This window comes from Streptomyces sp. NPDC029169, from assembly GCF_055563935.1.
In genome coordinates, this window is sequence record NZ_JBVHXA010000019.1 from 118,448 (window position 1) to 140,123 (window position 21,676).

The following is a 21,676-nucleotide window of genomic DNA, read 5'->3' on the forward strand; positions in this document are numbered from 1 at the left end:
TCCTGACTGCCGCTACGGTTGGAAGAACGTCCGTCCCATGAACCAGCCGGTGTCATCGAAGGCTTCGATGGTGACGGCGAAGGGGACGTTTTCTCCAGGACGGTACTGCGGCGTCGACGCATACATGATCGTGTTTCTGCTGCTGCTCACATAGGCAGCGATCTGCTGCTCGAACTCGTTCATGTCTTCGTTGTCGACCCTGGCATTGGTTCTGACGAGGTTCGAATCGATCCTGCCGGAGCCGCCCAGTGCAGCGGGGAGCAGGTGGCCGCGGGCATCGCCGTTGTCGCCACTCACGAAGCCCGGCGGCTTGATCCGCCGCTGCGCCTTGCCGTGCGGGTTGTCGGCGTCGACCATTTCCGGCGTGACGATGGCGACGATTCCGGAGCGGCGCCCGTCGGGCGAGACGCTTCCGTAGTCGATCTCGCCGTTGCAGTTGTGGACGAGAACCGGAGTCGACTCCGCGACCACGTAGTACGTGTGGGTGTCGGAGACGGTCAGGTTGTGGACGGCGGCCTGCTGAGCGCTCCAGCGCTCGACCGACGCGACCTGGACGTAGGTGCCGGCGCTGGTCTGGAGCCACTGGCCCGACTTCAGGTCGGTGGCCTTGATCCAGTCACGCAGCTCGGGGATCCAGACAGGGTGACCGTCGGTCGCGGTGACCTGAGCGGTCTTCGAGCCGGCCTTGCCATCGGTGTCGATGGTGATCTTGACCAGGTGCTTGAGGCCCTGGCCCTTGATCTCGGCGGTCACCGTCTCGACCCGGGTCCTGCCGGTCTCGGGGTCGGTCGCGACGACCTTGTCGCCGGCCTTCACCTTCTCGATCGGCTTGGTGGAGCCGTCGGCCATCAGCACCTTCGTGCCAGGCACGAAGCTGTTGCAGGTGCCGCCTTCCTCGGCCTTGCCCGAGCCGCCGCTGCCGCTGGACCCGCCACTGTTGCGGGCGGAACCGCCGGAACCGCCGCCAGGCTTGGAGCCGCTGCTCTTGCTGCCTCCACCGGATCCCTTGCCGCCTCCGGAGCCCTTGGGCTGGGAAGAGGCCTTGGGGGCCGCCTTGGCCTGGGACTGCTTCTGGACGGGGTTACCGGTCTTCTTCTTTGCGGCCGCCGCCGCGTCGGCCCTTTTCTTGGCTTGTTCGGCGGCTTTCTTCTTGGCCCGTTGTGCGGCCTCCTTCTTGGCCTTCTCGATGGCGGCCTTCTTGGCTCTCAAGGCTGCCGCCTCGGCGGCCTTCGCGGCCTTGAGGACGGCCTCGGCGGCCTTCTTGGCGGCCTTGAACGCCTGGATGGCGTCGATGGTGCGGTTGATCGCCTTGATGACCGACGGGATCTTGCCCAGCTTCGTCCACGGAATCGCGTCCAGGATGATGCTGCCGCAGGACCACATGTCGCCGCCGAAGCAGGCCATGGCGTCGTTGATGCCGATGAAGTCCTTCAGCGTCTCCCACGCGATCGCGAGGATCACCGAGGACAGCGACTTGCCCATGGTGGCCTGCGCCTGCGCGACCTGCGCCGCGGACAGACCCGCGCCTGCGAGGGCCGCGGCCTTCTCGGAAGCAGTCAGGCTGATCGCCAGACCGGTCGGGTCCGAGTACGTGACCGGGTTGTTGTGGGCGTACGCATAGCCGTTGGACTGAAGCGGGTCGTTCAGGTCGACGATCGGGTCGGCGGACAGGAAGCGTCCGACGACCGGGTCGTACAGCCGGGCGCCCAGCGGCTGGAAGCCGGAGGCGTCGTCCCTGGTCTTGCCGAGGAACCCGGTGTGGGCCTGCAGGTTGGCGCTGGTGGCGCCGGCGGCGCGCTGGTTGCCGAACGGGTCCTGCTTGCGGATCCGCACCGCCATCGTGCCGCTCATGGCGACCTCGGCATAGGTGGAACCCTGGTGGTCACCGGTCAGGGCGACGAGCGACTCCGAACCGGTCCCGTAGGCGAAGCGCATGACCGCGCCACCCGGTGCCGTGTAGGTGCGCTGGGTGTTGACCAGGACGCCGCCCTGCTGGACGGTGACCTCGGCCTCGCCCAGGTGCAGGGTGGCCTGCTTGCCCTTGATGGTCAGCAGCCTGCTGCCGCCAGGGGCGTAGATGTGACGGGTGTCGTTCTGCGGCGCCCACAGCTGCGCGGCGGAGGTGCCGTCACAGGTGGCTAGGACGATCGGGGTGCCGCTCGCCGAGTTGGCGCCCTGCACCGCCAGGCACAGGCTGCCACCCGACGCGATGTGCGTCAGCTGACCAGCGGTGTTCCGCTTCAGCTCCTGCGCGGCCGAACCGTTGCACTTCTGCAGCTGGACCGCCGAGCCGGCCGTGTTGGCCGCCGGCTGGAGGCACCAGTCGTCGTAGACGGAGAGCGTGCCCTTGTTCGGGTCGGGCTGCGACCCGCCGACCGGAGCCGGGGTGGGGGTGAACTCCCAGTTCTGGGCGACGGAGCTGTTGCAGGTGTAGAGCTGGATCGGCTGGCTCGCCGCGGCGAGGGCGGACTTGAGGTCGAGGCACTTGTCGGCGAGGCCCACATAAGGGGTCTTGCCGCCGGCGCCCTGACCGGTGATCCGGTCGACCTTGTCGTCCCAGGTCCAGGACAGCGTCTGCTTGTCGCCGTTCTGGAGCGAGGTGATCGACTTGGTATCACCGGTGAGCTCGTACAGACGCTCCGCCTCGGCCTTGACCTGCGCACCCGCAGGGGTCGTATAGGTCTTCGACACCTTCGTCAGGGTGTTCGGCTGGGAGCCGTCCGCCTTGCCGTAGGCGTAGTCGGTCGTGGCGTCCTTGGCCGTGTTGCCCGTCAGGTCCTTCTCGACCAGCTTCTTCCGGTTGCCCAGCAGGTCGTACTCGTACTGCTGCCAGTAACCGGAGCCGTCAGCGCCGGCGGCGACGTTCAGCGTGCCATCGGTGTTGGTCGGCGAGGCGCAGGCGGTCTGGTCCTTGGAGGTCCAGGCCTCCTTCAGCTGACCCAGCGGGTCATACGCGAAGCACTGCCGCTCCTCGATCCCGGTGGCATGCTCACGGATGCCCGTGACATTGCCGGCCGGGTCGTAGGTGTACTCGCGGTTCGTCACCAGGTTGTTGTTGGGCAGCGGGGTCTGCTCGCGGAAGACCTGCTGCTTCTGCAGCTCACCGGTGGACTCGTCGTACGAGTTCTGCGCCCACACTCGGTACGGCATCGCGCCCAGGGTCGAGCGCATGACCTGGCCGTACGGCGAGTAGACGGTCTCCGTGCCGTACCAGTCCTTGCCCGAGACCGAGACCGGCTTGCCGTCCTTGTTGTAGCGGACGACCAGCTTCTCCGCATCGAACTTGCCGACCTTCGGAAGAGTCGCCTCGTCCAGCATGCCGTTGTCGGAGTACGTGTAGCCGTAGGTGTACTCGGCCGGCAGACCCCACGTGGTGGCCAGCGTCGACGGCAGCGACAGCGTCGTGGACGTCGGCTGGTAGTCCTTCGTGTAGCCGTTGACCTTCTGGACGTACGCCAGGCCGTCCGTGTAGCGCGTGGCGGTGGCGGGCATGCCCTTGCCGCCTGGGGCGGAGTCATACGTGAACTGGGCCAGCAGCGTACCCGTCGAGCTTCCGAGGCGCTGCTCCTTCGGCCGCGACAGCTCGTCGTAGCCGTTCCAGACCGTCACACCGCGGTCGTTGCTGCTGGTCAGTGTGCGACCGCGCTGGTCGTACGTGGTCCTGACGGTGCCCGAGTTGGGGTCGGTGGAGGTCTCCATCCGGCCCCGGTGATCGTAGGTCCATCTCCACGGATGCGTCGGGTCGACGGAGCTCGTCGCCTGCGACATCAGACCGCGGTTGTCGTACTCGTAGCGCGTCGACGTGTAGCGCTCCTTGGTGCCCATCGGGTTGGTGTACTCGGGCGCAGCCGGGTTGAAGGTGTCCGTGCGGACGGTGCGGCCCAGGGCGTCGGTGAAGACCCGGTAGGAGGCGTCTCCCTGCGGGTGGATCACCTTCGACCAGTCGGGACCGTATTCGTACCGGGTTGCCTTCTCGGGGACCGGCTGGGAGATGGCCTCGGTCGTGCCCGGGAGCTTGACCTTGAGGACCGGCATCTCCTCCAGCACGCGGCCGAGACCGTCGTACTTGTACCGGGTGATGTTCGGGACGGTCGTGTCCGCCTGCGGGGTGAACAGCTGGCCGCTCGGGTCGGCCGCGTTCAGGTAGGCGTTGTTGGTCTGGTAGACCTCACCGGCGCTGTTGTACAGCGTGTCGGTGATCAGACGGCCACCGCCGTCCGCCTCCTCCTGCGACTGCCGCTCGCGACCCAGACCGTCGTAGATCGTGACGGACGTCTCGACCCGGTCCTCGTAGCCACGGCTGTAGGTCGTGACGTACGGAGGCTTGCGGATCTTGCGGCCGGCAGGGTCGGTCGGGTCGGTCTCCTCGGCCGGGATCACGTACTCGGCGCGGAAGTCCGCCACGCCCGAACCCGGCGTGCGGCCCGGGGCCCAGGCCTCGGCGAGACGGCCCAGAGGGTCGTACTTCGCCTCGCTCACGTGACCGTTGGCGTCGGTGGTCTTCAGCGTGACCGCGCGGCCCGGCTCCAGCTCCTGGACCTGGGTGTGGCCGAGCATGTTGGTGCTGGTGATCTTGAAGGCCTGCCCGGTGGGCGGGTCGTACGTGAGCGTGTTCGACTTCTGGTCGGTGTCGGTCTCCCGGATCACGCGACCGAGGGCGTCGAAGCCGACCGTGCCGTCGCTCTGGAAGTCGGTACCGTCGCCCTTCAGCGACCACGACTCGGTCGCCAGACCACGGGTGGTGGCGCCGAGTGGAGTGCCGTAGGCAGTGCCGTCGAAGGCAGTGCGCTGCCCCCCGCTGAGGGTCGTCAGGTCGGCCCAATTGGCGTTCGCGCAGCTGGTCGAGGAGACCAGGACCTGCTTCGACAGACCGATCAGGTTCTTGGCCGTGTTGTGCAGGTACTCCAGCTTGGTGCAGGACTCGTCACCGGTCTTGCCCGTGTCGCCGACGGACTCGACCAAGGTAGGCAGACCGTAGGTCGACTCGTAGGTCGTGTTGGTCCTGACCGTCCGCAGCGTCCGAGTGTCGTCACCCGTACCGGAGGACTTCGTGTACGCGATCTCCTCGGGCTCGGTCACCCGCCAGGCCTGCAGCGGGGTCAGTCCGTCGCCGAGGTCGCGGCGGGCCAGCTCGGTCGCCTCCGGGATCGTGATGCTGCGGGTCAGCCAGTTGGTGTCCGCGTCCGTCGCGTTGGTGTAGGACAGCTCCTCGGCGATGCGGCCGGCGAAGGCCTCACGGTCGTACACGGGCTGGCCGTTGTACGTGATCGTGTTGCCGTGGACGTCCTTCATGGGGACGGTGTCGCCCATGCCGCGGTAGAAGCGGGTGACGGCCTTGGTCTTCGGGCCCTCGGCGCCGGGGAGCTCCTCGGCGGGCGTGGTGCCCTCGCCGCTGTCGGCCGCGGCCTTGCGCTCACCGGTGATGACCGAGGTCTGCTCGAAGCCGGCGAACTGCGAGTACGTCCGGGTCGACTTCTTCGTGAACTCGGCCTCGGCCAGCTTCCAGCCGGCGTTCTTGTACTCGTACGCGGTCAGCGTCGAGAAGGACTGGTCGACGTTCGGCAGCTCCTCGATCGAGGCGACCACGTATTTGTTGAACCAGTCGATGTCCTCGATCTCGGCGTCCGGGTGCCAGAACGAGGGGTAGCACAGGCGCGTGTTGGACTTCAGCGCCGCAGTGTCGGTCTTGCCCGGCAGGCCCGTGCCGGAGAGGCACTCGCCCTCACGGGGCTTGTACGTGACGACCGTCTCGCCGCCGTACTCGTTGACGACACGCGAGATACGCAGACGCGAGAAACCGGGCCGCGGGTCGGTCGCGCCGCTGCCGCCGCGGTAGACCCGGTTGGGCATGTCGTCGGCGTTCGACTCGAACCGCACCGGGTTCAGCTTCACCGACGCGTCGGTGGAGCCCTCGCGGGCGTAGCCGGTGCGCTGGATCGACTCCAGCCACAGCGCCGTGTTCGCGCCGGTCTTCAGGACCGGGAAGCTCTGCTTGAGCTGGTACTCGTCGACGACCTGGCGCGCGGAGGTGGTGGTAAGACGCTGCGCGGAGGTGGTGATCTTGTCCAGGCGCTTGCGGGTCCAGAACGTCGGACCGGCGTTCCAGCACTTGCGGGTGTAGGTCGAGGTGACCTGCTTGCAGTTCAGGTCGGCCGGGGTGTCGTACCAGATGCGGTACTTGCCCGGGTCCTTGTCCGTGAAGTTGTCGACCTGATCCTGAGCGTCCGTGCAGGTCAGGCCCGCCTCGGGGTAGCAGCGCTCGGCGACAGTGAAGCCGATGCGCGCCGGGGCGGTCGCGGAGAAGATCGAGTCCTTGCGCTGGCCGTAGTAGATGTGCGTCAGGTAGCCGCCGCGGTGGTACTTGACCGGGCCCTTGAAGTAGAAGTTCTTCGCGTAGTAGTTCTCCTCCCGCTGCCACCACAGGGACATGGCGTTGCCGTGGATGTCTTCGACGTAGTCGAGGTTCCAGCGCCAGCCCTGGTTGCAGGAGGAGCTCTTCCAGTCCGTGGTCGTCGGGCCCGCGTAGCAGGGCTCGCCCGGGTGGTTGCCGTAGACCGGCACACCGAGGACGGAGTTGGTGTACGGGTCGTCGGCGGCGGTGCCGTTGTCCGACCAGCCCGGCAGCTTGTTCAGGCCGAAGTGGTAGCGGGTGCCGTCCTTGGTCGTGACGACCCAGTACTCGCCGTCCGCGTCCTTCATCCCCGAGCGCGGGTCCTTGGAGGTGTCCTTGATCCGCTCGATCTTCGAGCCGTCACCGTTGGCGGTGAACCACTGGCCCTTGGATTCGTCCCATACCAGCTCGGTGGTCATGCCGCCGAGCGAGAGGGTGGCGTTCTCCGAACCCCAGCACAGGTCGGCGGTCTTGTGGTCCTTGTTGTTGGCCCCGGCCTTCTTGGAGTCCTGGCGGCAGTTGTTGTACGTCCGGGTGATCGAGCCGGGGTTGTAGTCCCAGCCGTCACCGATCCACGAAGCCTGGTTGTTCGTCGACGACGTGCGGCCGTCGACCGACTGCGAGTTGTACGACAGGTTCACCTTCGGCATCAGACCGCCGGCGGTCTCCGGCACCTGCACCTGGTAGTTGTAGGTGAACGCGCCGTTCGACGAGCCGGCCGCCCAGGAACCGGAGGACAGCAGCGGCGAGGCGGTGAAGTCACCGGACGCCGAGGAGCCGGTGTCCATCGCGCCCACGACCTGACGGCCCGAGGCGTCCACGACCTGACGGCCGTCCGCCGACGGGAGGGAGGCCTGGCGCACCGAGGCGCCCGAGACCTTCGACGAAGCACCCTCGTCCGGCAGCAGGTTCGCGACCGGAACCGTGCCCGACAGGATCTGGCGGGTCGCGGAACCCTTGGTCTTCGCCGACGTCGCCTTCAGCTTGGACTTCGCCGCCGGCACCACCTTGACGGTGCTGCGCAGCCGCTCGGCCTCGACATCCGGCTCGGCCTCGCCCGCCATGGTCTCGACGCCCGTGTCCGGCGCACAGTCACCGGTCTCCGGGGAGTCCAGGACGCAGCTCGGCAGCAGCACCAGACCGAAGCGCTCGGCGGCCAGCTGGCCGTAGCGGTCCTTGAAGGCGGTCGTGTCGACGTCCAGCAGCACCTGCGCGGTCGGATCCGCGTCCGCCGGAGGCACGACCTCCAGGACCATGCCCGGCACGCCCGATTCCTCGGACGTGGTCGTCGACTTGATGGCGACCTGCCAGTCACCGTTGATCGTCGCCGGATCCTGACCCGCCGGCACACCCACGCCGACCGGCAGCAGCGCCGAAGTCGTCGAGTTCACGACCTGGACCGTCGTACCCGGCGTCGCCGTCGACGGGTCCGCCTTGCCGGCGTCCGCCGCCCAGGGGTCCACCGCCACCGGCGTGTACGCCGTGATCGGCTGCTCCGGCGCCGTGCTCAGCGTCTTCGGAGCTGTGGTGTCATCGGCGAGCGTGGTGCTCTTCGGGATGTCGGGGAGGTCGACCTGAGAGGTCGTCTCCTCGCGGGTCATCCCGTCGCCGGGGACGGCCAGGGCTTGCGAGCCCAAGCTTGTCACCGTCAATGTCGATGACAACAGAAGGACGGTCGCCGTGCGGCTTCGCCGACGGCGCCGTCGTTGTGACTCTGTCATGGCTAGGCGGTTCCGCCCCAGCCATGACAGTGGACCTGAAGCACGCATACGCGTCGACTCCCACCCAGACGAACAAGACAACGGAGGTGCGGAAACACCGAGGTGCGGAAACACCAAAGAGCACGCGCCTGGATCAGTCGCGTGCGTGCGAACTCTCTGTCATGTCCGCCCCAGATTCAAGATCGCCGAGAGCGAACAGAGGGGCCCGGAGGTGAGATTCACCACGGCGCATTAGCAAACAGACTGCCGCGGTGGCGGCCTATCCGATAGATCGGGCATCCGGGTCAAGCGGAACTTAACGCTCCGTCAAATCGCCAAAATATAGGCGTCTTCATATGGACGTCAGATTCTCGCACGGAACCACATAACGTCTTCATAAATCCTTCAGATATGGACGGCGCCTGACGATCGTGTGATCGTGTGCGCGCCTGCGCCCCGTGGTCTTTGCCACGGGGCTGTCTGTGCTGTCCGAATTCCTCTGGTTCCCACGGGAGTAGACCGCCGTGCCAGCGCCGCCTCGTCTTCTCAGCCCATTCGTGCGCACGCGCACACGGCTGTCACTCACCCTCGGCCTCGTACTGGCCGCACTCACCGCAGCGCTCCTGCCCTGGTGGCAGCCGAGCGCGCCCCCGACCGCCAAGTCCCCCGTCACGGACGCCAAGCAGGCGTCGACCGGCCCGCGTGACGAGGCCACCGCCGCGGCCGAGGCCAAGCGGACCGGCAAGAAGGTGCTCGTCGACACGGCGACCACCGCCAACGAGCTGCTCTGGGCGCTGCCCAACGGCAAGCTGCGCACCCAGATCGACGCCCTGCCGCAGCGCGCGAAGAACGCCCAGGGCAAGTGGGCGCCGATCGACACCACGTTGCGCCGGACGGAGGGTGCCGGTCCGCTGGGCATCCGTCCGGTGAACGCGGCCACGCCGCTGCGTTTCGCCGGCGGTACCCGGTCCGCGGAGCGCGCCGACCGCTCGTACGTCCGCGCGCCGCTGACCGGCGAGACCGTGCTCGCCGAGGTCGAGCTGGGCGGCCACACCGTCGCCTACACCTGGCCGGGCACCCTGCCCGAGCCGGTGCTCGACGGCCCGCGTGCCCTCTACCCCGAGGTGTTCCCGGGCGTCGACCTGCTGCTGATCGTGCGTGAGGAGGGCGGCTTCGGCCAGCTCCTGATCGTCAAGGACAAGCAGGCCGCGCAGAACAAGGACCTCGCCACCGTCGCGTACGGCCTGCGCTCGAAGACGGCCGTCTTCCGCCAGGACGCGAAGGCCAACCGGATCCAGGTCCTCGACAAGAAGGGCCAGGAGGTCGGCAACATCCCGACCCCGTTCGCCTGGGACTCGGCCGGCCGCGACTCCGAGCTGCCGCCGGGCACGCCGCAGCGCACCTCCGTGGCCACCCCGGCCGACGTGCTGAAGCTGTCGGGCCTGACGGGCATCGAGCCCGGCGCGAAGTCCGCGCAGCTTCCCGTGGTCCTCGACGGTGACGGCACCGGTTCCGCGACGCTGAACCTGGACGTCGCGGCCACCGGCCTGTTCACCGACAAGGACACGAACTTCCCGGTCTTCATCGACCCGCCGCTCAACAGCGACTGGCTCGCGTGGACCGTGGCGTACAAGAAGTACCCGAACTCCAGCTTCTGGAACGGCACCAACTTCTCCTCCGGCACGTCCGACGCCCGTGTCGGCTACGAGAGCGACACCGGCGGCCTGGCCCGCTCGTTCTGGCGGATGCGGTTCTCCACCACCTACGAGGGCGCGAAGTTCGACTGGGCCACGTTCAAGATCCTCAACAACCACTCCTGGTCCTGCACCGACCGCCAGATGGAGTTCTGGCTGACCGGCTCCATCTCCTCCGGTACGACCTGGAACGCCCAGCCGAGCTGGTCGCGCGTCCTGCACAAGAAGTCCTTCGCGCACGGCTGGTCCACCTCCTGCCCCGACGCCTGGGAGTACTTCACCGTGACCTCCGCCGCCCAGGAGGCTGCGGACAAGGGCTGGTCGAACATCACCTTCGGCATGCGGGCCACCAGCGAGACCGACACCCAGACCTGGCGCAAGTTCGGCGCCACCGGCGCCCGGATCGAGGGCGAGTTCAACCGCCCGCCCAACCAGCCGACCTCCGGCACCTCGTCCCCGGGCGGCGCCTGTGTGCCCGGCCCGACGAACAGCATGCTGATCGGCCGTACAACGATCACGCTGAAGGCCAAGGGTTCCGACCCGGACGGCGCCGTGCCGAAGCTTCGCTTCCGCTTCTGGAAGGACGGCAGCACCACCAAGAAGGAGTACGTCGCCACCGCGAACTCCACGGGATACGGCCAGATGGTCATCGAGGCCACCGACCCACTGCTGACGGGCCTCACGGCGAACACGCTCTTCAAGTGGGACGTGCGCTCCGAGGACTCCACGTACCCCGCCGCAGGCTCCACCTCGTACTTCTTCCCGGACGGCAGCGAGCCGTGCCAGCTCACCGTCGACCCGACCGCCCCGCCGCAGCCGGACATCACCAGCACCGTGTTCACGGAGGCCACCTCCGACGGCAAGACCTGGGCGTCGGTGAAGTTCGGCGCGCCCGGTGACTTCACCTTCACCGCCGCCGGCGCGACCAAGTTCCGCTGGGCCTTCGAGGGCGTCGGCTACGTCGACGCGCCGACTCCGGTCAACGGCACGGTGACCATCACCGGTGTGACGCCCAAGCACGCCGGCCCGAACACCATCACCGTCTACGCCTACGACGCCAACGGCAACCAGAGCATCCGCGGCAGCTACGGCTTCTACCTGCCGCCGCGCGACGTGGCCGACGGCCCGTGGGACACCGGTGGCGACAACATCCCCGACCTGCTCGTCCTCAACCCGGACGGCACGCTGGACAACTGTGTGGGTGCCCCCGAGGGCGAGCTCTACAGCTGCCTGGCCGCGTCCTACGTGACCGCGGGCAAGAAGGTCGACCCGCCGAACCACTGGATCAACACCGCCGGCAAGGCCTCGCTGATCACGCACTTCAACGACGTCTACCCGGGAGACGGTTCGACCGACCTGTTCGCGGTCACCCCCGACAGTCAGCTCTGGCTCTACCCCGGTGACGGCTACGGCACCTTCAACGTCGACGACCGGATCAAGATCCGCCTGCCCGCCAACGCCCCGGCTCCGTCCACCTGGACGCAGATGAAGGCGATCGGCGACATCACCGGCGACAAGAAGCCCGACCTGGCCCTGCGGGCCGGCACGGCCTTCTGGGTGCTGTCCGGCTACACCGGCGCCACCTTCCAGACGGCCACGCTGATGGAGGGCACCGCCTGGGCCCCGCGTGACATCGTCAACATCGCCGACATCAACCTCGACGGCACGCCCGACCTGCTGTGGCGCAACACGGACAACGGCAACATGTACGTCCGTCACGGCAAGCCCGGCGCGGTCACCGGCAGCGTCGACCTCGAGTCGATCAAGCTGGCCGCCAACTCCCTGAACGGCGACGTCTCCTACGGCACCGGCTGGACCGGGGCGGCCGTCTCCACCGTGATCGGCATCCCGGACGTCAACAACGACAAGATCCCGGACATCTGGGCCCGCTTCACCGACACCGGAAACATGAAGGTCTACCACCCGACCACGACCGACACCGGCGCGGCGGTCAAGACCGTCCTGTCGGTCGACTGGAACGGCATCAAGGCCTTCGGCTGATGCCCCGTACCGCACAGCGGTGAGCCCCCGGCGCGACGCGCCGGGGGCTCACCCCGTTTCCCGTGCTTCCCGTGCTTCCCGTGCTTCCCGGCCGCTGTGTCAGCCGCTGATCGGCTTGCGGATCTCCGCGCGGATCTCTCGGAGACGTCCGAAACCAGCCGCCACCACCTCCGCGACCCGCTCCCGCTCCTCCGTCGCGAACCGCTCACGGTCCAGCGCCTCCGCGATCTTCTCGTGCAGGAAACGGCCATAGACCTCCGCGTGCCGCGCCTCGTCCATCGTCTGCGTCGCCGAGTAGAACGTGGCATCCAGGTCCGGGACGGACTCCATGATCCGCGCGGCGCGGACCATCGCGCCCTACTCGCCGTGGAGGAACTGACTGAACCGCCAGGAGGTGGCGACGCCTCTCCAGATGGCCCTGGCCCGGGCGTGACGGTCGGCGGCAAGACGGGAACGGCCCAGCACGGCCTGGGCAACACGGGCACCCCTACGCCTGGCGGTGATGGCGGAGGCGCTGCGGCTGGAGAGGGCGGGGCGGGGTGCTATGGGTGGCGGCGGTTGATGCCCGTCAGGTCGATGTCCATCGGGAACGGGACACTCGTCTTGAGGCGGTCGTGGTGGATGCCGGTCAGCGCGTACGCCTTGGTGGCCGGGTCGAGCTCGTAGACGTACACCACCGGAAGACCGTCGTTCTCCTCCACACGCCAGAAGTGCGTGACGCCGGCCTGCGCGTACTTGCGGGGCTTGACCTCGCGGTCCCGCTCCACGGAGTCGTCGGCGACGACCTCGACCGCGAGGAGTACGTCCTCGGGCTTGAACCAGGTCTGGCGGGGGCCGGTGTCCGCGGCGCCTGGGCCATCAACGCGTTCTCAGCAGGCGCATGGCACGCGTGTGAAACCGGGTCTGCGGACTCGTCAGGACGAGGCTCCCGTCAATCAGCTCCGTGTGCGGAGGCAGGTTCGGAAGCCCGTCCAGGTCGTCCGCCGTCCAGCCGCCCTCCGGCGGGCGAGGCCACTCGTACTGGTCGTCCAGCCCGTACTCGCGTGCGGCGCTCATGATTGCTCCCACGGGGCGGAGTCTGCCTGGTACAGCCAGGCTACCCAGGGTGAACGCCGGACCGCCCCTCTGACGAGCGACGAACCGCCACGATATTGACCCTGGAATATGCAGGCTCTCGCCCCCTGCGCAACGAGCCTCTCCCGTCTTGCGCCGACCGCGCCGTCGCACATGCCAACGGCCCCTCCGGCAACATATCCGGAGGGGCCGCTGCGGCATGTCTGCACGCTGGACCCGGGAGCGGGCCACCTTCGCGGGGTGGGCATTCCACATCCGATGGAATGCCCACCCGAGCGATTACTCGTCATCCGACGAGTCGGAACCATCCTGGCTCCGGCTCATCGAGGACTCCCTTGCGCACCATGTCACGGCACTCCCGAACAAGGTCGTCCTTAGGGGGAACGGGACTCATGCCGACGCTTCGCGCCAGAACCTCCAAGCGCCAAGCGTCAAACGCCTCTGCCCCGTCCAGGAGCAGGTCCATGTCGATCTCGGCCCCGTCGGGGGCGACCATCCGACACCCGCGCCCATGGACCGCGTACGAGAAGCCGGCTTCTGTGCGCGCTCGTTTGTCCAGCTCACCTGCGCGGACAGCCTGCAGAACACGCTCCAGAGCGTCGAACTGGGGGTATTCGGCTGCCAGCGCCGTCATGATGAGCGTGCGATTCCGCAGGAAGGAACGCACACAGACAGCGGCTTCACTCGACTGGCTCACCGGCGCCTCCTCCCTCTCCTTTCCTCGGGAAAGTCCGGGCCCACCTCGACGGCCGCCCAGACCACGTCGTCGGCGGACTTGTACTTGTAAGCCAAGACCTCCTCAAGCGTAAGAGATCGATAGTGAACGTCGATCCCCGCCTTCTTGGCCGCCGCAACTCGGTGGTGGCCGTTGATCACGTAGATCCGACCATGCTGTTCGAAGACCTCGATGGGCTCTCCGACCCAACCGTCTGCGCTCATGCTTTCGGCGATCTGGTCGACCCGTTCCCGGTCGTACGCACCGCCGAGCTGCTCGGTCCGCTCCACGGAGTGGGGGCTGGTAGTGCAATTGTGGACGAGGACGGACGTAGCTCCCGCCAGCACGTAGTACGTGTGGAGGTCGCTGACGGTGAGGTTGCGAACGGAGGCCTGCTGTGTGGTCCAGCGCTGGATGGACGCGATCTGGACGAAGGTGCCGGCACTGGTCCGGAGCCACTGACCGGACTTCAGGTCGGTGGCCTTGATCCACTCACGCAGCTCGGGGACCCAGAAGGGGTGGCCATCGGTCGCGGTGACCTGGGCCGTCTTCGAGCCGGCCTTGCCGTCGACATCGATCGTGACCTTGACCAGGTGCTTAATGCCCTGGCCCTTGATCTCGGCGGTGACCGTCTCGATCCGGGTCTCCCCGGTCTTCGGGTCGGTCGCGACGACCTTGTCGCCCGTCTTGACCTTCTCGATCGGCTTGGTGGAGCCGTCGGCCATCAGCACCTTCGTGCCGGGCACGAAGCTGTTGCAGGTGGCGCCTTCCTCGGCCTTGCCAGAGCTACCGCTGCCGCTCGAACCACCGTTGCTGCGCGAAGAGCCGCCGGAACTGCCGCCCGGCTTGGAGGTGCCGGCCTTGGAAGTGCCGGCCTTGCCGCCCCCGCCCGGGCCCCCGCCGCCCTTGCCCTTGCCTCCACCGGAGTGGGACGAGGACTTCGGAGCGGCCTTGGCCTGCGCCCTCTTCTGGACGGGGTTACCGGTCTTCTTCTTCGCGGCGGCCGCTGCATCGGCCTTCCGCTTGGCGGCTTCTGCCGCCTTCTTCTTGGCCCTTTGCGCGGCCTCCTTCTTGGCCTTCTCGATGGCGGCCTTCTTGGCTCTCAAGGCCGCGGCCTCGGCGGCCTTGGCGGCCTTGAGGACGGCCTCGGCGGCCTTCTTCGCCGCCTTGAACGCCTGAATGGCGTCGATCGTGCGGTTGACCGCCTTCAGAACGGACGGGATCTTGCCCAGCTTGGTCCACGGGATGGCCCCGATGATCAAGCTGCCGCAGGACCACATGTCACCGCCGAAGCAGGCCATGGCGTCGCTGAGTCCGATGAAGTCGCTCAGGATGCTCCAGGCAGCCGCGAGAATCACCGAGGTCAGGGACTTGCCCATGGTGGCCTGCGCCTGCGCGACCTGGGCCGCGGACAGGCCCGCGCCCGCGAGGGCCGCCGCCTTCTCCGAGGCGGTCAGGGTGATCGCCAGACCGGTCGGGTCGGAGTGCGTGACCGGGTTGTTGTGGGCGTAGACGTACCCGTTGGCCTGCAGCGGGTCGTTCAGGTCCATCAACGGGTCGGCCGACAGGAACCGTCCGACCACCGGGTCGTACAGACGTGCGCCCAGCGGCTGGAAGCCGGAGGCGTCGTCCCTCGTCTTGCCCAGGAAGCCCTTGTGGCTCTGCAGGTTGGCGCCGACGGTGTCGGCGCCGCGCTGGTTGCCGAACGGGTCCTGCTTCCGGATCCGCACCGCCATGGTGCCGCTCATGGCGACCTCGGCGTAGGTGGAGCCTTGGTGGTCACCTGTCTGAGCGACCAGCTGTTCGGTACCCGTGCCGTAGGCGTAGCGCATGACCTGACCACCGGGGGTGGCGTAGGTGCGCTGCGAGTTGATCAGGACACCGCCCTGCTGGACGGTCACCTCGGCCTCGCCCAGGTGCAGCGTGGCCTGCTTGCCCTTGATGGTCAGCAGGCGCTCACCGTCGGGGCCGTAGATGTGACGGGTGTCATTCTGCGGAGCCCACAGCTGCGCGGCGGACGTGCCGTCGCAGGTGGCCAGCACGATCGGCGTGCCGCTGGCCGAGTTGGCGCCCTGCACCGCCAGGCACAGGCCCGACACGATGTGCGTGAGCTGACCGGCGGTGTTCCGCTGCAGCTCCTGCGCGGCCGTGGCATTGCACTTCTGGATCTGGACCGCAGCCCCGGCCGTGTTCGCGGCCGGCTGGACACACCAATTGTCGTAGACGGTGAGCGTGCCCCGGTTGGGGTCGGTCTGCGTCCCGGCCACGGGGGCCGGAGTCGGGGTGAACTTCCAGTTCTGGGCGACCGAGGTGTTGCAGCTGTAGAGCTGGATCGGCTGGGAGGCAGCCGCGAGGCCTGACTTGAGGTCGAGGCACTTGTCGGCGAGGCCCACGTACGGGGTCTTGCCACCGTTGCCCTGACCTGTGATCCGGTCGACCTGGCCGTCCGCCGTCCAGGTCAGCGTCTGCTTGTCGCCGTTCTGGATCGAGGTGATCGACTTGGTCTCACCGGTGAGCTCGTACAGACGCTCGGCCTCTGCCTTGACCCGCGCACCCGCGGGGGTGGTGTAGGTCTTCGACACCTTGGTGAGCGTGTGCGGCTGGGAGCCGTCCGCCTTGCCATAGGCGTAGTCGGTCGTGGCGTCCTTGGCCGTGGCGCCGGTCAGGTCCTTCTCAACCAGCTTCTTCCTGTTGCCCAGCAGGTCGTACTCGTACTGCTGCCAGTAACCGGAGCTGTCCGTGCCGGCGGCGACGTTCAGGGTGCCGTCGGTGTTGGTCGGCGAGGTGCAGGCGGTCTGGTCCTTAGAGGTCCAGGCCTCCTTCAGCTGACCCAGCGGGTCGTAGGTGAAGCACTGCCGCTCCTCGATCCCGGTGGCGTGCTCACGGATGCCCGTGACATTGCCGGCCGGGTCGTAGGTGTACTCGCGGTTCGTCACCAGGTTGTTGTTGGGCAGCGGGGTCTGCTCGCGGTAGACCTGCTGGTTCTTCAGCTCACCAGTGGACTCGTCGAACGAGTTCTGCGCCCACACCCGGTACGGCAGCGCGCCCAGGGTCGAACGCATCACCTGACCGTACGGCGAGTAGACGGTCTCCGTGCCGTACCAGTCCTTGCCCGAGAGGGAGACCGGCTTGCCGTCCTTGTTGTAGCGGACGACCAGCTTCTCCGCATCGAACTTGCCGGCCTTGGGGAGGCTCGCCTCCTCCAGCATGCCGGTGTCGGAGTACGTGTAGCCGTAGGTGTACTCGGCCGGCAGACCCCACGTGGTGGCCAGCGTCGACGGCAGCGACAGCGTCGTGGACGTCGGCTGGTAGTCCTTCGTGTAGCCGTTGACCTTCTGCGTGTACGCCTGACCGTCCGTGTAGCGGGTGGCGGAGGCGGGCATGCCCTTGCCGCCGACGACGGAGTCGTACGAGTAGGCGGCGAGCGGGGTACCGGTGGGGCCGTCGAGCTTCTGCGCCACCGGCCGGGACAGCTCGTCGTAGCCGTTCCAGACCGTCACACCACGTGCGTTGGTGGTGGTCAGCAGACGACCGCGGTGGTCGTAGGTGTTCCGCGTCGTGCCCGTGTCCGGGTCGGTCGCGGTCTCCAACTGGCCGCGGCGGTCGTAGGTCCACGACCACGGGTGCGCGGTGTCGGCGGAGCTGGTCGCCTTCGCCACCTGGCCGCGGTTGTTGTACTCGTAGCTCGTCGACGTGAAGCCGCCGGGCGCCGCCGGGTCGATCGTGTCCGTGCGGACGGTGCGGCCGAGCGCGTCGGTCCAGACCCGGTAGGAGGAGGCCCCCTGCGGGTGGATCACCTTCGACCAGTCGGCACCGTACTCGTAGCGGGTCGCCTTCTCGGGGACCGGCTGGGAGATGGCCTCGGTGGTCCCGGGGGCCTTCACCTTGAGGACCGGCATCTCCTCGACCACGCGGCCGAGGCCGTCGTACTTGTAGCGGGTGATGTTCGGAACCGTGGTGTCCGCGCGCGGCGTGAACAGCTCACCGCTCGGGTCGGCCTCGTTCAGGTAGGCGTTGTTGGTCTGATAGACCTCACCGGCGCTGTTGTACAGCGTGTCGGTGATCAGACGGCCGCCGCCGTCCGCCTCCTCCTGCGACTGCCGCTCACGGCCCAGACCGTCGTAGATCGTGACGGACTTCTCGACCCGGTCCTCGTAGCCACGGCTGTAGGTCGTGACGTACGGAGGCTTGCGGATCTTTCGGCCGGCGGGGTCGGTCGGGTCGGTCTCCTCGGCCGGGATCGTGTACTCGGCACGGAAGTCCGCCACGCCCGAACCCGGGGTGCGGCCCGGAGCCCATGCCTCGGCCATCCGGCCCAGCGGGTCGTACTTGGCCTCGCTCACGTGACCGTTGGCATCGGTCGTCTTCAGCGCGACCGCGCGGCCCGGCTCCAGCTCCTGGACCTGGGTGTGACCGAGCGGGTTGGTCTCGGTGACCTTGAAGGCCTGCCCGGTGGGGGGGTCGAAGGCGATCGTGGAGGGCTTCGGAACCGGCTGGGCCATCTGGTCCGGGTCTGTCAGCCGGATCACCCGGCCGATGGCGTCGAAGCCGACCGTGCCGCCAGTCTGGAAACCGGTGCCCTTGTCGTTCAGCGACCAGGACTCGGTCGCCAGACCGCGGGTCGTGGAACCGAGAGCGGTGTCGTACGCGGTGCCGTCGTACGCCGTCCGCTGGGCGCTGCTCAGCGTGCTGAGGTCGAGCCAGTTGGCGTTCGCGCAGAGCGTCGGGGAGACGAGGACCTGCTTGGACAGACCGATCAGGTTCTTGCCGGTGTGGTGCAGGTACTCCAGCTTGGTGCAGGAGTCGTCATTGGTCTTGGTGGGGTCGGCGTCGCCGAGCGACTCCACCAGGATCGGCAGACCGTAGGTCGACTCGAACGTCGTCTTGGTCCGCACAGTCCGCAGGGTGCGGGTGTCGTCACCCGTGCCGGAGGACTTCGTGTACGCGATCTCCTCGGGCTCCGTGACGCGCCATGCCTTCAGCGGGTCCAGGCCGTCGCCGCGGTCGCGGCTCGCGAGCTCGGTGGCCTGCGGGACGGTGAGGCTGCGGGTGAGCCAGTTGGTGTCGGCGTCGGTCGCGTTGGAGTAGCTGAACTCCTCGGCGATCCGGCCGGCGAACGCCTCACGGTCGTAGACGGTCTGGCCGTCGTGGGTGAGCGTGGCGCCCGTGATGTCCTTCATAGGGACGGTGTCGCCCATGCCGCGGAAGAAGCGGGTGACGGCCTTGGTCTTCGGGCCCTCGGCGCCGGGGACCTCCTCGGCCGGGGTGGAGCCCTCGCCACTGTCGGCGGCGGCCTTCTTCTCGCCCGTGATCACCGCGGTCTGCTCGAAGCCCGCGAAGTTCGAGTAGGTCCGGGTGGACTTCTTCGTGAACTCGGCGTCGGCCAGCTTCCAGCCGGCGTTCTTGTACTCGTACGACGTCAGAGTGGAGTACGAGCCGTCGACGTTCGGCAGCTCCTCGATCGAGGCGACCACGTACTTGTTGAACCAGTCGATGTCCTCGATCTCGGCGTCCGGGTGCCAGAACTGCGGGTAACACAGACGCGTGTTGGACTTCAGCAACGCGGTGTCGGTCTTGCCCGGCAGGCCCGTGCCGGAGAGGCACTCGCCCTCACGCTTCTTGTACGTGACGACCGTCTCGCCGCCGTACTCGTTGATCACGCGCTCGATGCGCAGCCGCGAGAAGCCGGGCCGCGGGTCGGTCGCGCCGCTGCCGCCGCGGTAGACGCGGTTGGGCATGTCGTCGGAGTTCGACTCGAACCGCACCGCGTTCAGCGTCACCGAGGCGTCCGTCGCGCCGTTGCGGGCGTAGCCGGTGCGCTGGATCGACTCCAGCCACAGCGCCGTGTTCGCGCCCGTCTTCAGGACCGGGAAGCTCTGCTTCAGCTGGTAGGAGTCCACCAGATGACGGATGGTCGAGCCGCTCAGTCGCTGGGTGAAGGTCTCGATCTTGTCCAGGCGCTTGCGGGTCCAGAACGTCGGACCGGCGTTCCAGCACTTCTGCGTGTACGTCGTGGTGACGGCCTGGCAGCGCAGGTCGGCCGGGGTGTCGTACCAGATACGGTACTTGCCCGGGTCCTTCGACTTGAAGTTGTCGTCGCTGCACGTGTGCGTCGTCGACGCGTCGTAGCAGCGCTCGGCGACGGTGAAGCCGACCTTGGCCGGGGCCGACGCGGAGAAGATCGAGTCCTTGCGCTGGCCGTAGTAGATGTGCGACAGGTAGCCGCCGCGGTGGTACTTGACCGGGCCCTTGAAGTAGAAGTTCTTCGCGTAGTAGTTCTCCTCGCGCTCCCACCACAGGGACATGGCGTTGCCGTGGATGTCCTCGACGTAGTCGAGGTTCCAGCGCCAGGCCTGGTTGCAGGAGGAGTTCTTCCAGTCCGTGGTGGTCGGGCCCGCGTAGCAGGGCTCTCCCGAGTGGTTGCCGTACACCGGCACCGCGAGGACGGAGTCGGTGTACGGGTCGTCGGCGGCGGTGCCGTTGTCCGACCAGCCCGGAAGCTTGTTCAGACCGAAGTGGTAGCGGGTGCCGTCCTTGGTCGTGACGACCCAGTACTCGCCGTCCGCGTCCTTCATCCCCGAACGCGGGTCCTTGGACGTGTCCTTGATCCGCTCGATCTTCGAGCCGTCACCGTTGGCGGTGAACCACTGGCCCTTGGACGCGTCCCACACCAGCTCGGTGGTCATGCCGCCCAGCGACAGGGTGGCGTTCTCCGAGCCCCAGCACAGGTCGGCCGTCTTGTGGTCCGAGTTGTTGGACCCGGCCTTCTTGGAGTCCTGGCGGCAGTTGTTGTAGGTCCGGGTGATCGAGCCCGCGCTGTAGTCCCAGCCGTCACCGATCCAGGAGGCCTGGTTGTTCGTCGCCGAGGTGCGGCCGTCGACCGACTGCGAGTTGTACGACAGGTTCACCTTCGGCATCAGGCCGCCGGCGGTCTCCGGCACCTGCACCTGGTAGTTGTAGGTGAACGCGCCGTTCGACGAGCCGGCCGCCCAGGAACCGGAGGACAGCAGCGGCGAGGCGGTGAAGTCACCGGACGCCGAGGAGCCGGTGTCCATCGCGCCCACGACCTGACGGCCCGAGGCACCCACGTTCGACGAGAAGGCGGCCTTGTGCACCGAGGCGCCCGAGACCTTCGACGAATCGCCCTTGTCCGGCAGCAGGTTCGCGACCGGAACCGTGCCGGACAGGATCTGGCGGGTCGCAGAACCCTTGGTCTTCGCCGACGTCGCCTTCAGCTTGGTCTTCGCCGCAGGCACCACCTTGACGGTGCTGCGCAGCCGCTCGACCTCGACGTCCGGCTCGTTCTCGCCGGCCATGGTCTCGACGCCCGTGTCCGGCGCACAGTCACCGGTCTCCGGGGAGTCGATCACACAGCTCGGCAGCAGGACAAGACCGAAACGCTCAGCGGCCAGCTGGCCGTAGCGGTCCTTGAAAGCGGTCGTGTCGACGTCAAGCAGCACCTGCGCCGTCGGGTTCGCCGTCGCCGGCGGCACGACCTCCATGATCATGCCGGGCACGCCCGTGTCCTCGGACGTGGTCGTCGCCTTGACCGCGACCTGCCAGTCACCGGCGATGGTCGCCGGGTCCTGACCCACCGGCACACCCACGCCGACCGGCAGGAGCGCCTGGGTCGTCGAGTTCTTGACCTGGACCGTCGTACCCGGCGTCGCCGTCGACGGGTCCGCCTTACCGGTATCCGCCGCCCAGGGGTCCACCGCCACCGGCGTGTATGGCGTGATCGGCTGCTCGGGCGCCGTGCTCAGCGCCTTCGGAGCCGTGGTGTCATCGGGGAGCGTGGTGCTCTTCGGGATATCGGGGAGGTCGACCTGAGAGGTCTGCTCCTCACGGCTCATCCCGTCGCCGGGAACGGCCAGGGCCTGCCCGCCCAGGCTCGTCACCGTCAATATCGATGACAACAAAAGGACGGTCGCCGTGCGGCTTCGCCGACGGCGCCGTCGTTGTGACTCTGTCATGGCTAGGCGATCCCGCCCCACCCATGACAGTGGTTCTGAAGCACGCATACGCGTCGACTCCCACCCAGACGAACAAGACAACGGAGGAGGTGCGGAAACACCGAGGTGCGGAAACACCAAAGAGCACG

4 protein-coding genes and 2 pseudogenes are annotated in these 21,676 nt (G+C 67.8%); 1 reads left to right on the plus strand and 5 read right to left on the minus strand.

All coding sequences use genetic code 11. The features are described from left to right. Positions 1–12: 12 nt before the first annotated feature. A complete protein-coding gene (locus tag ACZ4VI_RS29570; protein ID WP_468004129.1) occupies positions 13–8,037 on the minus strand; it encodes a polymorphic toxin-type HINT domain-containing protein in 8,025 nt (2,674 codons plus the stop codon). Between the two features lie 611 nt (positions 8,038–8,648). Between ACZ4VI_RS29570 and ACZ4VI_RS29575 the strand changes: the two genes are divergently transcribed. Then, positions 8,649–11,786, plus strand: coding sequence for a DNRLRE domain-containing protein (locus ACZ4VI_RS29575; protein WP_468004131.1), 3,138 nt, complete (start codon positions 8,649–8,651; stop codon positions 11,784–11,786). Between the two features lie 225 nt (positions 11,787–12,011). On the opposite strand, the pseudogene ACZ4VI_RS29580 reads toward ACZ4VI_RS29575, so the two are convergent. The 4 genes and pseudogenes from ACZ4VI_RS29580 to ACZ4VI_RS29595 form a co-directional block, all read right to left on the minus strand. Continuing rightward, positions 12,012–12,182: pseudogene (locus tag ACZ4VI_RS29580) on the minus strand (ferritin family protein); the annotation flags it as partial. 146 nt (positions 12,183–12,328) lie between these two features. Next, positions 12,329–12,842, minus strand: a pseudogene (locus ACZ4VI_RS29585) (Uma2 family endonuclease). 304 nt (positions 12,843–13,146) lie between these two features. After that, positions 13,147–13,557, minus strand: coding sequence for a DUF6896 domain-containing protein (locus tag ACZ4VI_RS29590; protein WP_468004133.1), 411 nt, complete (start codon positions 13,555–13,557; stop codon positions 13,147–13,149). Continuing rightward, complete coding sequence (locus tag ACZ4VI_RS29595; protein WP_468004197.1) at positions 13,554–21,428, minus strand: ricin-type beta-trefoil lectin domain protein; 7,875 nt, start codon at positions 21,426–21,428, stop codon at positions 13,554–13,556. Before ACZ4VI_RS29595 ends, ACZ4VI_RS29590 begins: the two co-directional genes overlap by 4 nt. Between the last annotated feature and the right edge of the window lie 248 nt (positions 21,429–21,676).